Genomic DNA, 14420 nt, shown 5'->3' with positions numbered 1-14420 from the left:
ACCAGGACGGCGGCCGGCTACCGCGGGATCTGGCTGAGCTTCTTCACCCCGGCCGCGACGAACCTGAGGAACTCGGCCTCGTCAGCGGCGTTGCCCTGCGACTGGACGAAGGTGGCCGCGACGTCCCCGTCGGCCACCCCGACCTGCAGGAGCCGCTCCTGGGTGCCGTCCTTGCGGGTGAGGATCTGCCGCACCCCGGCGGCGGGCTTGCCGAGGTTCGGCAGGACCAGCTTGGTGGTGGTCACCTTGTCGTCCTTGAGCTGCTGGCTCGGGCAGCGTGCCGGGGTGTCGGCGGCTGCCTTGACCGACGCCTGGGCGTACTTCGCCCCGGGCGCCCCGATCATCGTGACGATGATCGTGCCGTCCGACTCCAGGAAGCCCCGCAGCGCCACCTTGGTCTGGCGTACGTCGGTCACCTTCGGCTTGTTGGCGCACATGGTCCCGGTGGCCGGGTAGCGGACGTCGGTGCTCGACGCGAGCTTCGGCGCCACCGTGTAACCCGGCGGTGCCTCGGCGGCGGTGAGCAGGCCTTTCTGGAGCTGGTCGGGTGCCGGCGCGGCCATGGCCGGGCTGGCCGGGCCGAGCAGGGCGGCGATGACGGTTCCGGCAGCAATTTTACGGTGCAATGCGGTATTTGCCATGATTCAACCGTAAGGGACCGGAGTCGCTGGGTGGTGGACCGGCGCGGCGCGTGCCCGATTTGGGGTAGGTGGACGGCACCCGGCAGGATCGTCACGTGAGTGCGGACACCGACCGGCTGTGGATCGGGCTGCTCGGCGAGCTGCGGGTCACCCGTGGCGGCGATGGGCTGCCGATTCCCGGCGCCCGGCTGCGCGGCCTCCTGGTCCGGCTGGCCGCCGCCGGTGGCCGGCCCGTGCCACCCGGCCTGCTGGTCGAGGCGCTCTGGCCGGAGGAGCAACCGGCCGACCCGGTGAACGCCCTGCAGTCACTGATCTCCCGGCTGCGGCGGCTGCTCGGTGGCGGTGACACCGTCGCACAGGCGGAAGGCGGCTACCGGCTGGCCGTCGGCCCCGGCGACGTGGACGCCCTCCGGTTCGAACGGCTCGCCGCCGACGGCCGGGACCGGCTGCGCGCCGGCGACCCGGCCGGTGCCGCCCGGCCGCTCCGCGAGGCGGCCGCCCTGGTCCGCGGGCCGGTCGCGGTCGAACTGCGCGGCGCCGCGCCCGGTCACGCCACCCGGCTCGACCGGGCGGTCGTCGAGGCGGGCGCCGACCTGGCGGAGGCCGAACTCCACCTCGGGCAGGCCGAGCACGCCGCCGCCCGGCTGAGCGGCCTGCTCGCCGAGCATCCGCTGAACGAACGGCTCGCCGCACTGCTCATCGACTCGCTGGACGGCCAGGGGCGGCAGGCCGACGCGCTCGCCGTCTACGAGCGGGTCCGTGCCGGCCTCGCCGAACGGCTCGGGGCCGATCCGGGTGCGGCACTGCGGGAGCGGCACCTCCGGCTCCTGCGCGGCACTCCGGACGTACCGCCGCCGATCGAATCCGGGCCACTGCGGACCGTGACCGAACCGCCGGCGACCAACCTGCCGGAACCTCTGACCAGCTTCGTCGGTCGCCAGGACGACCTGGCCCGGATCGACGAGCTGCTCACCGCCGGGCGTCTGGTGACCGTTCTCGGTCCCGGGGGCGCCGGCAAGACGCGACTCGCGACCGAGGCGGCACGGCGGCGAGCCGGTGCGTTCCGCGACGGCGCCTGGATGGTGGATCTCGCGTCGGTGACCGAGCCGGCGAAGGTCGGCGCTGCCGTCGTGGCATCCGCCGGGCTGCGCGGATCGGCCCTGTTCGAGACGGTCAACCGGGTCCGCCCGGAGGGCCTGAGCGACGTCGACCTGCTCGCCGAGCGGCTGTACGGCCGTGAGCTGCTGCTGGTCGTCGACAACTGCGAGCACCTCATCGACGCCGTCGCGCACCTGGTCACCGCCCTGCTGGCGCGGTGTCCGCGGCTACGCGTGCTGGCCACGAGCCGGGAGCCACTGGCCGTCGACGGCGAGGCACTGGTGCCGCTCGGGTCCCTCGGCCTGCCGGAGCCGGGCGCCGGGCCCGCCGAGGCCGCGGCGGCACCGGCGGTGCGGTTGTTCGCCGAACGGGCCGCCGCGGTGCGGCCCGGATTCACCGTGGACGCCGGCACCGCCGGTGACGTGGTGCGGATCGTCCGCGGCCTGGACGGGCTGCCACTGGCCCTGGAACTCGCCGCGGCCCGGCTGCGCACCCTGGGCCTGGCCGAGCTGGCGGACGGTCTCTCCGACCGGTTCCGGCTGCTCACCACCGGCAGCCGGACGGCACAGCCCCGGCACCGGACCCTGCGCGCCGTGATCGCCTGGAGCTGGAATCTGCTCACCGGCGAGGAACGGGCGCTGGCCGAGCGGATCGCGGTGCTGCCGGGCGGGGTGACCGCGACGTCCGCGGCCGTGATCGCGGGCACCGGCCCGGCCACCGCCGACCTGCTGGCCGCCCTGGTCGACCGGTCGTTGCTGCAGCTGGCGCCGGGCGGCCGGTACCGGATGCTGGAGACGCTGCGCGAGTACGGCATCGAGCGCCTCGCCGAGCAGGGCCTGCTCGACGAGGCCCGGGATGTGGCGGCCCAGCACCTCGCCACGCTCGTGGCCGACGCCGACGCCCGCCTGCGCACCGCCGGGCAGGTCGTGGCCCTGCGCGACATGCGGGCCGAGTACGACAACGCGCTGGCCGCCCTGCGTCACCTCTGCGACCGTGGCGACGCGCGGGCCGCCGTCTCGTTCGCGCTGGACCTGTGCTGGTACTGGCAGATGTTCGGGCGGCACGACGACGCCGCGTACTGGCTGCGGGTGGTGCTCGCGGTCCCCGGCGAACGCGACCCGCTCGAGGCCGACTGCGCCGAGGCGTTCATGGTGCTGAACCGCACCGGCCCCGAACCGGGCTCGCTCACCGAGACCGCCGAGCAGCGCACCACGCGCCTGCACGCCCTGGCCCGGCGGCTGGCCGCGCATCCGCTGCTGCCCGGCCCGGCCGGGGCGATCGCCGCGTTCGCCCTCTACATGGCCGGGGAGACCGAGGCCGCCGAGCGGCGGGTCGACCAGCTGATCGCCGGGCCGGACCGCTGGCTGGTCGCGCTGGCGCACATGTTCCGGGCCCAGATCGCCGAGAACAACGGCGACCTGGGGCAGCTGACGCTGGACGTGACGGCGGCGCTGGACGGGTTCCGGTCGCTCGGCGACCGCTGGGGACAGGCCAACGTCCTGCCGCTGCGGGCGCTGCTGCGTCAGTACGACGGCGACCTCGGCGGGGCACGCGTGGATCTGCGCGCGGCGCGGGCGTTCGCGGCCGAGTTCGGTTCGCTGGACATCGGCGACGAGATCTTCATCGACCTGCGGTGGGCCGACCTGCACATGCGCCTCGGCGAACCGGACGAGGCCCGGGTGGCGGTGGCCTCCGCACGGGCCCGCGCCGACCGGTCCGCTTCCCGGGAGATGATCCTGCTGGTCGACGCGCTCGAGGCGGGGATGCTGCTGTGGCTCGATGACCTCGACCGGGCCCGTGAGCTCATCGAACGGGCCGCCGGTGCCCTCGGCATGGACGACGGCCGGATGCCCCTGATGGGCGGGGACCACGGGCGCGCGATCGTCGGCGCCATCAGGGCCGCACTGGCCTTGCGGGACGGCGACGCGGAGGCGGCCGGGAAGGCGCTCGCTCGCGCCTATCCGGCCGCTGTCCAGACCCGGGACATGCCGATCATCGCGATGGTCGCGGTCACCGCGGGTGGCCTCGCCGCGCTGCGCGGGCGGCTCCGGGACGCGGCGATGCTGCTCGGCGCGGCGGCCCGGCTGCGCGGCTCGCACGACCACACCGACCTGTACGTGACGCAGGTGGCCATGCAGGCCCGCTCCGTGCTCGGCGACAAGGAGTACGGCGAGGCCTACGCGTCCGGCTGGGCCCTGGAGACGGCAGCCGCGCAGAGTCTCGTCGACCCCGCGCGGCTCGCCCTGCCGTCGTGATCAGGCCCGTCGCGCGTAGGCGCGCAGCGCCAGCGGCACGAACACCGCCAGGAGCCCGGCCATCCAGATCAACGTCGTCGTCAGCGGCCCGGCCACCGGCCCGTCGACGAGCAGCCCGCGGATCGTCGTGACCAGCGGCGTGATCGGGTTGACCGCCACGAACCCCTGCACGAACCCGGGCAGCGTGTCGGTCGGCACATACACGTTGCTGCCGAAGGTCAGCGGCAGCACCAGCAGGAACATGATGCCCTGCACGGCACCGGAGGTACGGGCCAGCATCCCCACCCAGACGGAGATCCAGCAGAAGCACAGTCCGAAGGCGATCGACAGCGCCACCGCGGCCAGCGCCGGCAGGAACCCGGTCTCCACCCGGAAGCCCATGATCGTGCCGAAACCGAGCATCACGACGCACACGCTCAGGTAGCGGACCACATCGGCGAGCACCGCGCCGACCAGCGGCGCCGCCCGGGAGATCGGCAGGGACCGGAACCGGTCGAAGACACCCTTCTCGATGTCGGCGTTGAGGTTCTGGCCGAGCGCCACGCCGCCCATCGCCAGCGACTGCGCCAGCATGCCCGGTAGCAGGAACTGCAGGTAGCCGCCCCGGTCCCCGTTGGCGATCGCACCGCCGAACAGGTAGGTGAACAGCAGCAGGAAGATCACCGGCTGGATGGTGACGTCGATCAGCGCCTCGGGCGTGCGCATCGTCTTGATGAGGCTTCGTTTCGCCAGCGCGAGGCTGTGCCGGACGGTCCCGGCGAGCCCTGATCCGGCCGGCCGGATCTGGGGTTGCGCGATCGTGGTCATACCAGCTCCTTCGCCTCGGTGCGTGCGGTCAGCGCGTGGAACACCTCGTCCAGGCTCGGCAGATGCAGGCCCAGTTCGGTCACCTCGATCCGGTCCGCACGCAACGCCGGGATCAGCTTGTCCAGAACCTCGTCGCCCGTCACCGGTACCGACGCGGCACCCGGCCGGGAGCCGGCCGACTCGTCCAGGGAGGCCGCGGTCCCCGGCGCGGCCGCCGCGTCCAGCAGCCGCACCACGTCCGGCAACCGGGCCGGATCAGACGGGCGGACCCGCAGCGTCTGCCCACCGACGCGCCGCTTCAGCCCGTCCGGGGTGTCGTGCGCGATCACCTTGCCGTGATCCACCACCACGATCTCGTCGGCGAGAGCGTCCGCCTCCTCCAGGTACTGGGTGGTCAGCAGCACGCTCGCGCCGCTCGCCACCTGGGTGCGGACCACGCCCCACATGTCCTCGCGTTTGGCCGGGTCGAGCCCGGTCGTCGGCTCGTCGAGGAAGATCACCTCGGGGTGACCGACGAGGCTCGCCGCCAGGTCCAGGCGGCGGCGCATGCCACCGGAGTACGTCTTGGCCGGCCGCTGCCCGGCCTCGGTCAGATCGAACCACTCCAGCAGTTCGCCGGCCCGGCGCCGCGCGTCCCTCCCGCTCAGATCGAGGAGACGACCGATGAGCACGAGATTCTGTACGCCCGTGAGGTCCTCGTCCACCGACGCGTACTGGCCGGTGAGCCCGACCTTGCGGCGTACCGCGTGCGGGTTCTTTAGCACGTCGATCCCGGCCACGAAGGCGCTGCCCTCGTCGGGGCGCAGCAGGGTCGCGAGGACCCGTACCGCCGTTGTCTTGCCGGCGCCGTTGGGCCCCAGCACTCCCAGCACGGTGCCGCGGCGCATCGACAGGTCCACACCGTCGAGCGCCTGCGTCTTCCCGTACCGTTTGCGCAGCCCCTCGGCGCGCACCACCAGATCTTCGGTTCCCATGCCGAAGAGCCTGAGGGCAGTGCCTGGCACGGCGCGCACACCGGCCTGGCACGGCCCGCACATTCCGCTGTCTCAGCGGGGACAGGTCGGCTGGTACGGCGTCTCCGGGACGTAGGCTGCCCACTCCTCCGGTGTGAAGCCGCCACCGGTGACGGCGCAGGCGGTCCTGGACGGCGCCGCCCGCAGAGCGTTCAGGGCCGAGTAGTCCCAGAGCACGGCCCGTGTCCCGCTGCTGTCAGTGCCGCTGGTCACCAAGGTGTGCCCGTCCGGGTGGAAGAGCAGTGACCTCGACTCGAGTTCGGTGCGCTTCATCCCGCCGACACGCTGGGGGGTGGACGGCTCGGCCACATCCCAGAGTGCCAGCACGGAGTCCCTGGTGCCGGTCGCGAGGGTGCGGCCGTCCGGGGCGAAGGCCACCGAGTCGATCATCGCGGTGTTGCCGGTCAGGATCGCCTGCCGGCGGCGGACCGGGCCGGCGATGTCCCACAGTGCCGCCGTCCGGTCCGAACTCCCGGTCGCCAGGGTCCGCCCGTCCGGGCTGAACGCCATGGATCTCACGAATGCGGAGTGCCCTTTGAGCCGCCCGGCCCGAACCGGGTTCGACCGGTCGGCCAGGCTCCACAGACTGACCGTCCGGTCCTCGGCGACGGCGACGGTGCCACCGTCAGGGCTGAAGGCGATGGGCCCGACCAGATCGTCGCCCAGCAGATCGGGAAGCCGGGCCGGCTGCAGCGGGTCGGTGAGATCCCACAGCGTCACGTCGAATCCCTCGCCGACGGCCAGCGTCCGGCCATCCGGACCGAACGTCAGCGTCGAGCCGTAGGGCCCGACGGGCAGCTTGCCGAGCGGCGCCGGCGCGCTCGGATCGCTGAGGTCGGTCAGCGTCACGAAGCCGTCCGACGCCCAGCGGACGGTGGCGAGGATGTCACCGCTGGGGCTGACCGCCGCCGCATTGAGGGAACCGGGGCCGACACGTACGGTGGCGCGCTCGACCGGGCGGGCGGGGTTCGACAGGTCCCACACGGTCGCCGTCCCGTCGGCGTGTGCTGTGGTCAGGCGCCGGCCGTCCGAGCTGAGAGCGGCCATCAGCCCTTTACGGGTCTCGCCGGTGGCCCGGCCGACGATTTTCGGTGCGCCGTGCGCCTCGACGGTCCAAAGGCTCAGTGAGCCGTCGACCGCCACGGTGGACAGAACCCGGCCGTCCGGGCTGAACGACATCGCCAGCGCGGCGCCGTCGTTGCTGTTCACATCGGCGAGGTGGACCGGCGTGTCCGCGGTCATGTCCCACAGGCGGGCCGTCCCGTCGTTGTCACTGGTGGCCAGGGTCAGGCCGTCGGTGCTGAACGTCACGTCGGCGGCGCGGACCGCCTGCGTGGAGAGCTTCTTCGGCTCGGCGGGGTCGTCCACGTTCCAGATCGACAGACTCCCGGCGGAGTCGTGGGTGGCCAGCAGGGGCCGTGCCGGACTGAAGGCTGCTCTCCGGACCTTGCCGTCCAGCGTGAGCAGCGCGGTGGGGCTCTTGCGATCAGTGATGTTCCAGACCACTCCGGTGGCGTCGGAGACGCCGGAGGTCACGACGGTACGGCCATCGGGGCTGAACGTGGGCGGTATGAGACCGCCCGGGATCTGGCTGAGCTGAGCGGGACTGGCCCTGTCGGTCAGATCCCAGAGGGTCCACATCCCGTCGAAGCCGCCGACGGCGAGCGTCCGCCCGTCCGGGCTGAAGACGGGCCGGCCGGCGTTCGGCAGCGGCACCGTGCTGATCGTGACCGGCTCGGCCGGATCGGAGACGTCGAGCAGAACCGGCTCGAAGTCCCATCCGCCGACGACGGCGAGTGTCTTGCCGTCGGGGGCGAAGGTCAGGAAGGGGAAGACCGGGAAATCGTCGACCGTGGCGAGGCGGACGGGCACGGCCGGGTTTGCCACGCTCCACAGCGACAGGGTGTAGTCGGCGGCGATGACGGCGATGACGTTGTTCGCGCCGTAGGACATGGCCAGCACCTCGTCGATGGCGCCGATCTTGCGGGTGGAGGTGACGAGGGCTGCGAGCTCGGCACGGGACTCGGCGCCCGCCTGGATCTTCTCCGCGGCGATCCCGAGCCGGATCGCCATCGCCGGGTCGTTGCCGACAGTCGCCGTGGCCCTGTTGAACAGCCGCCGTCCGAGCGTGATCCGCTTCTGCTCCGCGGCGTTCTCCTCCTGCCGGCGGGCCTCCTCGGCGGCCGCTCTCGCCTTTCGTTCGTTCTCCCGGGCGATGGCCCCCTGCCGGCGGGCCTCCGCCGCGGACTCCTCGGCGATCCGCTGCTGTCGCCGCGCGATGGTTCGCTGCCGCTCGGCCTCCGTGGTGGCCTGCGCGGCGAGGAGTTGCTGCTGCTCCGCGATGATCCGCTGGCGTTCCGTCTGCCGCGCGGACTGCCTGGCCAGTTCACGTTGCTCCTGAGCGACCTTCCGCTGCTCGTCGGCCAGAGCCCGCGACCGGTTCGCCAGTTCCTGCTGCTTACGTGCGTTCTCCTGTTGCCGTCTCGCCTCCGCCGCCGCCCGTTCGGCCGCGGCCCGCTGTTCCCCCGCCTGCTTCTCCTGCGACTTCGTCTCCACGGCGGCGGCGTGTGCGCGAGCCTCCTGCGTGCGGGCGTTCTCCTGCTGGCGCCGGGCCTCCTCCGCGAACCGCCCGGCATTGCCGCGTTCCCGCGAGGCGAGTTCCTGTTGCCGCTCGGCCTCGACGCTGGCGGCGGTGGCCCGGTCGGCGTTGTGTCCCGCGACCACGCCGGTCAGCGACGCCACGGCGGTCAGCAACGCCAGCGCCGCCACGGCCCCTCGGCGCAGCCGCAGGGCCCGGCGGTGCTGCCGGATGTCCTCGCCCTCCAACTCGTCCTTGCTGAGGCCGTGCATCGGGGCGGCCAACTGCGCGATCGCGTCGCGGAAGCGAGGATCGTTCAGGCTGAGGCTCGGGTCGTCGCGGGTCCAGCGCAGGTCGAGAAAGAGCGGCTCCTCGGCGAACACCCCGCGCAACGCGTCCGGCACGGCCGTCGAGTCCGCGGACAGGTCGCCGTGCTCCGGGTCCCACCGCCACTCCCCGTCGGTCAGCACGGGCAGGATCCGGTCCGCCGGTTTCGTCGCGATCCAATGCTCGATCTCGCGGTTGACCCACGGCGACTGTGCCGCCTCCGGTGACGCGAGCAGCACGAACCAGTCCGAGCCGTCCAGCGCCTCCTGGATCGAGGACCACAATGCCGGGGTCACCGACAGACCGGTCTGATCCCGGAAGATCCACAGCGCACGGCGGCGATTCCAGGGCTTCGCCAGCCGATGCAACCCACGCTGGACGGCCGGCGCCAGCCGCCCGTCAGCGGCGTGGCTGTACGAGATGAAGCCATTGAAAGTCATGAAGGCCTCCGCGTTCGATCATCGGCGCCGACCGATTCTCCACGCAGGTGCCGTCAGGGGGAAATCGGCGCCCGCAAACGAGCGCCACCAGCAACTGCCCGGCCGGTCCGGTGCCCGGCCGGGCGACCGGGTGGTCAGACGGCGGCAGGTGTGGTGGCCGGAGCGCCGTGGTCGTCGTCGACCATCGTCTCCTCGTCGAACGGGTCACCGCCGGAGAGGACGAGCTGGGCCCGGTCACGGTCGAAGCCCTTGGTCCACGTGCCGATCAGAACCGTCGCGACGGCGTTGCCGGCGAAGTTGGTGAGCGCACGGGCCTCGGACATGAACCGGTCGATACCGACGATCAGGCCGACGCCGTCGACCAGGTCGGGGCGGTGGCTCTGCAGACCACCGGCGAGGGTGGCCAGACCGGCACCGGTGACCCCGGCCGCGCCCTTCGAGGCGATGATCATGAAGAGGAGCAGCGAGATCTGTTCGCTGACCGACAGCGGGTCGCCCATCGCCTGGGCCACGAACAGCGACGCCATGGTCAGGTAGATGGCCGTGCCGTCCAGGTTGAACGAGTACCCGGTCGGCACCGTGATGCCGACGACCGGGCGGCTCACACCGACGTGCTCCATCTTGGCGATCAGGCGGGGCAGCGCCGACTCCGACGACGACGTCGACAGGATCAGCAGGAACTCACGGCCCAGGTACTTGAACAGACGGAAGATGTTGATCCGGGCGATCAGCCAGAGCAGCGCCCCGAGCACCACGAAGACGAAGAGCGCGCAGGTGACGTAGAAGCCGAGCATGATCTGGGCGAGGCTGACCAGCGCGTCGGTGCCGGTCGCGCCGACCACCGCGGCGATCGCACCGAAAGCGCCGATCGGGGCCAGCCACATCAGCATCGCCAGGATCCGGAAGACCAGCCGCTGGAACAGGCCGATCGCCCGCAGCACCGCCGCCGACCGCTCGCCCATGGACTGCAGCGCGAACCCGGCCAGCAGCGCCACCAGCAGGGTCTGCAGCACGTTGCCGGTGGCCAGCGGCGTGAGCAGGCTGTCCGGGATGATGCCGAGCAGGAAGTCGGTGGTGCTCTTGGCGGTGTCCTCGCCGATCGCCTTCTGCCCGGCCTCGGCCGTCGAGGCGTCCAGCTGCATCCCCGACCCGGGGTGGATCAGGTTGCCGACGACGAGCCCGATGGCCAGCGCCACGGTGGACATCGTCAGAAAGTAGCCGAGGGCCAGGCCGCCGACCTTGCCGACCTGGGCCGCCTGCCGGATCGAGCCGACGCCGAGGACGATGGTGCAGAAGATGACCGGGGCGATCATCATCTTGATCAGGTCGACGAAGCCGGTACCGATCGGTTTGAGCTCGACCGCGGCCTTCGGCCAGAGCAGGCCGACGGCGATGCCGAGCAGGACGGCCGCGATGACCGCCAGGTACAGGTAGTGAGTGCGGTCGCGTTTGACCGGCGGGGCAGCGGGAGTCATGGGAGGAATGTGGCCTGGGTCTCAGCTCCGATCACGGTTACGGTCATTTTGTTCACCCGTACGAAATGAATCGAGGCTCTGGTTTGGCACCGTGGAGCATCGCGCGGCAGCTGTTCGCTCTCCAGGTGCTGGTGGTGACACTGCTGGTGGCGACCGGGACGACCGGCGCCGTGCTGCTCGCCGGCAACGACGCGCGCAACGCCGCGGTCTCCGAGGTCGTCGCGGTGGCCGAGACGATCGCGCACACCCCCGCGGTCGCCGAGGCCCTGCACGACGCCGACCCGTCGGCGGAGCTGCAGCCGTACGCCGAGGCCACCCGCAAGGCCACCGGCACCGACTTCGTCGTGGTGATGGCGCCCGACCGCACCCGCTACAGCCACCCCACCGCCGAACTCATCGGACAACCCTTCGCCGGTACGGTCGACGAGGCACTGGCCGGCGGCACGGTGGTGGAGGAGTACCGCGGCAGTCTCGGCGCCTCGGTCCGGACCGTCGTGCCGGTGCGCGACCCCGGCACCAACGAGATCATCGGCCTGGTCTCGGTCGGCATCACCACCAAGGCGATCAACCGGGCCCTCATCGCCCAGCTGCCGGTCGTCGGCCTGGCCACCGGCATCGCCCTGCTCCTGGCCGCCTTCGGATCGTGGCTGCTCAGCCGTCGCCTGCGCCGCCAGACGCACGGCCTCGGACCGGCCGAGATGACCCGGATGTACGAGTACCACGACGCCGTCCTGCACGCCGTCCGCGAGGGTCTCGTGGTCGTCGGCCGCGACGGCCGGGTCACCCTGATCAACGACGAGGGCCGGCGGCTGCTCGGCATCACCGACGACGAACCGGACAGCCTGCCGCCCGAGGTGGCCGGACTGATCGCCGAACGCCGGCCCACCGTGGACGAACCGGTCCTGGTCGGCGACCGGGTACTGGTGGCCAGCCGCCGCGAGACCCGCTTCGACGGCCGGCTGCTCGGCACCGTGCTCACCCTGCGCGACCACACCGAGCTGCGGGCACTGACCGGCGAACTCGACTCGGTCCGCGGCCTGACCGAGGCGCTGCGCGCACAGGCGCACGAGGCCGCCAACCGCCTGCACACCGTACTCACCATGGTGGAACTCGGTCGTACCGACGAGGCGATCGAACTGGCCACCGCCGAGCTCGCAGTCGCCCAGCAACTCACCGACCAGGTCGTCGGCGCGGTCGAGGAACCCGCGCTCGCCGCGCTGCTGCTCGGCAAGTCGGCTCAGGCCGGCGAACGCGGCGTCGAGCTCACCATCGACCCGGACTCCCGGCTCACCGGCACGCCCGTTCCCGGCCGCGACCTGCTGACCGTCGTCGGCAACCTGATCGACAACGCGCTTGAGGCGGTCACCGAGGTCCCGCCGCCCCGCCGGGTCGGCGTACTGGTCCGCGAGGCCGACGGCGAGGTGCTGGTCCGGGTCAGCGACAACGGTCCCGGGCTGCGCCCCGACCAGGCGGCCGACGCCTTCCGGCGCGGCTGGTCCACCAAGGGCGACGGGCACGGCATCGGACTGTCACTCGTCCGGCAGGTCGCCGAGCGGTACGGCGGACGCTACGCGATCGACCCGGCCCCCGCCGGGGGAGCGGTCCTCACCGTACGGCTGCCGGTGCCGTCATGACCGCCGGCGACGTGATCCGGGTCCTGGTGGTCGACGACGAGCCGCTGATCGCCGAGGCGCACCGCGCGTACACCGAGAAGGTCGCCGGTTTTGAGGTTGCCGGGGTGGCACTGACCGCGCGTGAGGCGATGAGCCTGCTCCGCGCCGAGCCGATCGATCTGGTCCTGCTCGACCTGAACCTGCCGGACAAGCACGGCCTGGAGATCGCGCGGGCGCTGCGCGCTGCGGGCAGCGGCACCGACGTGCTTGCCGTCACCTCGAACCGGGACATCGCCACGATCCGTTCCGCGGTCGCCCTCGGGGTCACCCACTACCTGCTGAAACCGTTCACCTTCGCGGCGTTCCGCGACAAGCTCGACCGGTACGCCCAGTACCGCCGCCAGGTCGCCGGATCGCTTGAGGTGGCCGCTCAGCACGAGGTGGACCGGGTGTTCGCCACGCTGCGTGGTGCCCCGGCCGCCGACACCCTCCCCAAGGGACTCGACCCGAGGACGTTCGATCTGATCCTGACCGCGCTGCGCGCCGCCGAGCCGGCCGGGCTGTCCGCGGCCGAGGTCGGCGTCCGTACCGGCACCTCCCGCGTCACCGCCCGCCGCTACCTGGAACATCTCGCCGAATCGGGCCGGGTGATCCGCAGCCCGCGGTACGGCGGACCCGGGCGCCCCGAGGTCGAGTACCGTCCGGCCTCCGCGGGTACCCACCGTCCATGACGGACCAGACCCTGATCATCCTGGGCGCGACCGGCGACCTCGCCGCCCGGCTGCTGCTGCCCGGACTCGGCGCGCTGCTCACTGCCGGCCACGTTCCCGGACTCACCCTGATCGGCGCCGCCACCGACGACTGGGACGACGCACGCTGGCGGCAGCGCGTCCACGACTCGTTCGGCGCCCACGGCGCACGTGCCGCGGCCCAGTCGGCCGGCGAGGGCACGCCGGAGAGCGACACCGACCCGGCGGCCTCCGACGTCGCCGACCGGTCCCGCTACGTGCGTACCGACGTCACCAGTGCCGACGACCTGCGACGGCTGCTCGATACGGTGCGGGGCTCGGTGGCGATCTTCTTCGCGCTGCCGCCGGCCGTCACCGCGCGTGCCTGCGAGGCACTGCTCGAGGTGGACCTGCCGCCCGGCACCCGCCTGGTGCTGGAGAAGCCGTTCGGCACCGGCAGCGAGCAGGCCGCCGAGCTCAACCGGCTGATCGCCCGCCTCGTCCCCGAGGAGCAGGTGCACCGGGTCGACCACTTCCTCGGCAAGTCGACCGTCCTCAACATCCTCGGCCTGCGGTTCGCGAACCGCATCTTCGAACCGGTGCTGGACGCCAACCACGTCGAGTCGGTCGACATCGTCTTCGACGAGAACCTGGCGCTCGAGGGCCGGGCCGGCTACTACGACAAGGCGGGTGCGCTCGCCGACATGATCCAGAGCCACCTGCTGCAGATCCTCGCGCTGCTCACCATGGAGGCGCCGTTCACCCTGGCCGCCGCCGAGTTCCGCGACCGCAAGGCCGACGTGCTGCGGGCCACCCGGCCGTGGAGCGACGACCCGGCCGAGTGCAGCCTGCGCGCCCGTTACACGGCCGGTGAGCTGGACGGGCGCAGCCTGCCCTCGTACGCCGACGAGCCGGGCGTCGACGAGTCGCGAGGTACCGAGACGCTCGCCGAGATCGTCCTGGCCGTGGACACCTGGCGATGGGCCGGCGTGCCGTTCCGGCTGCGCTCCGGCAAGGCGGTCGGCGACAGCCGCAAGGAAGCGGTGATCACCTTCAAGCGGCCGCCCCGGGTTCCGGACGGGCTGACTGGCTGTGACCAGCCCGACCGGCTACGGATCGGCTTCGGCCCGGACCACGTGTCCATCGACTTCAACATCAACGGCCCGGGCGATCCCTTCGAGCTCGATCCGGTCACCATCGGCGCCGATTTCGGTGCGGGCGATCTTCCGCCGTACGGGGAGGTGCTGCGCGGCGTCTTCGCCGACGACCCGACCCTTTCGGTACGGGCGGACACGGCCGAGCAGTGCTGGCGCATCGTCGAGCCGATCACCTCGGCGTGGCGCGCCGGGAAGGTGCCGTTGCTCGAATATCCCGCCGGAAGCGCCGGCCCGAGCCTCTTTCTGCCCTCCACGCGGTGACCACGACCGTGGTGCCCTGCTTCTTCC

Annotated in this window: 9 protein-coding genes; 4 read left to right on the top strand and 5 right to left on the bottom strand. The window is 72.3% G+C overall.

Translation table 11 applies throughout. The features are described 5' to 3' along the window. Positions 1-17: 17 nt before the first annotated feature. A complete protein-coding gene (locus AB0G04_RS05555) occupies positions 18-641 on the bottom strand; it encodes a hypothetical protein (RefSeq protein WP_360976885.1) in 624 nt (207 codons plus the stop codon). A gap of 95 nt (positions 642-736) precedes the next feature. On the opposite strand from AB0G04_RS05555, the gene AB0G04_RS05550 reads away from it, so the two are divergent. Beyond that, on the top strand, positions 737-3994 hold the full coding sequence (locus tag AB0G04_RS05550) for a BTAD domain-containing putative transcriptional regulator (RefSeq protein ID WP_360976882.1): 3258 nt from the start codon (positions 737-739) through the stop codon (positions 3992-3994). On the opposite strand, the gene AB0G04_RS05545 is transcribed toward AB0G04_RS05550, so the two are convergent. From AB0G04_RS05545 to AB0G04_RS05530, 4 genes are all read right to left on the bottom strand, one after another. Further along, positions 3995-4801: an ABC transporter permease gene (locus AB0G04_RS05545; protein WP_360976879.1), complete on the bottom strand. Its 807-nt coding sequence runs from the start codon at positions 4799-4801 to the stop codon at positions 3995-3997. Next, the gene (locus tag AB0G04_RS05540) at positions 4798-5775 is read right to left on the bottom strand and encodes an ATP-binding cassette domain-containing protein (protein ID WP_360976875.1); all 978 of its coding nucleotides are present in this window, start codon (positions 5773-5775) and stop codon (positions 4798-4800) included. The genes AB0G04_RS05545 and AB0G04_RS05540 overlap by 4 nt, the downstream gene beginning before the upstream one ends. A gap of 72 nt (positions 5776-5847) precedes the next feature. Then, a complete protein-coding gene (locus AB0G04_RS05535; protein ID WP_360976871.1) occupies positions 5848-9159 on the bottom strand; it encodes a TIR domain-containing protein in 3312 nt (1103 codons plus the stop codon). A gap of 134 nt (positions 9160-9293) precedes the next feature. Further along, positions 9294-10634 carry a cation:dicarboxylase symporter family transporter gene (locus AB0G04_RS05530; protein ID WP_360976868.1) on the bottom strand — a complete coding sequence of 447 codons (1341 nt, stop codon included), beginning with the start codon at positions 10632-10634 and terminating at the stop codon, positions 9294-9296. 83 nt (positions 10635-10717) lie between these two features. On the opposite strand from AB0G04_RS05530, the gene AB0G04_RS05525 reads away from it, so the two are divergent. From AB0G04_RS05525 to AB0G04_RS05515, 3 genes are read left to right on the top strand one after another with little or no spacing between them, the layout of a single operon-like run. After that, positions 10718-12268 carry a sensor histidine kinase gene (locus AB0G04_RS05525; protein WP_360976865.1) on the top strand — a complete coding sequence of 517 codons (1551 nt, stop codon included), beginning with the start codon at positions 10718-10720 and terminating at the stop codon, positions 12266-12268. Further along, positions 12265-12978 (top strand): response regulator, encoded by a 714-nt coding sequence (locus AB0G04_RS05520; RefSeq protein WP_360976862.1) that lies wholly within the window; start codon positions 12265-12267, stop codon positions 12976-12978. The genes AB0G04_RS05525 and AB0G04_RS05520 overlap by 4 nt, the downstream gene beginning before the upstream one ends. Further along, positions 12975-14393: a glucose-6-phosphate dehydrogenase gene (locus AB0G04_RS05515; RefSeq protein WP_360976859.1), complete on the top strand. Its 1419-nt coding sequence runs from the start codon at positions 12975-12977 to the stop codon at positions 14391-14393. Before AB0G04_RS05520 ends, AB0G04_RS05515 begins: the two co-directional genes overlap by 4 nt. The last annotated feature ends 27 nt before the right edge of the window (positions 14394-14420 follow it).

It is taken from the genome of Actinoplanes sp. NPDC023801, from assembly GCF_040639655.1.
Taxonomy (GTDB): Bacteria; Actinomycetota; Actinomycetes; order Mycobacteriales; family Micromonosporaceae; genus Actinoplanes.
The sequence above is the reverse complement of the archived record's forward strand: the minus strand, read 5'-3'. Positions and strand labels throughout refer to the sequence as shown.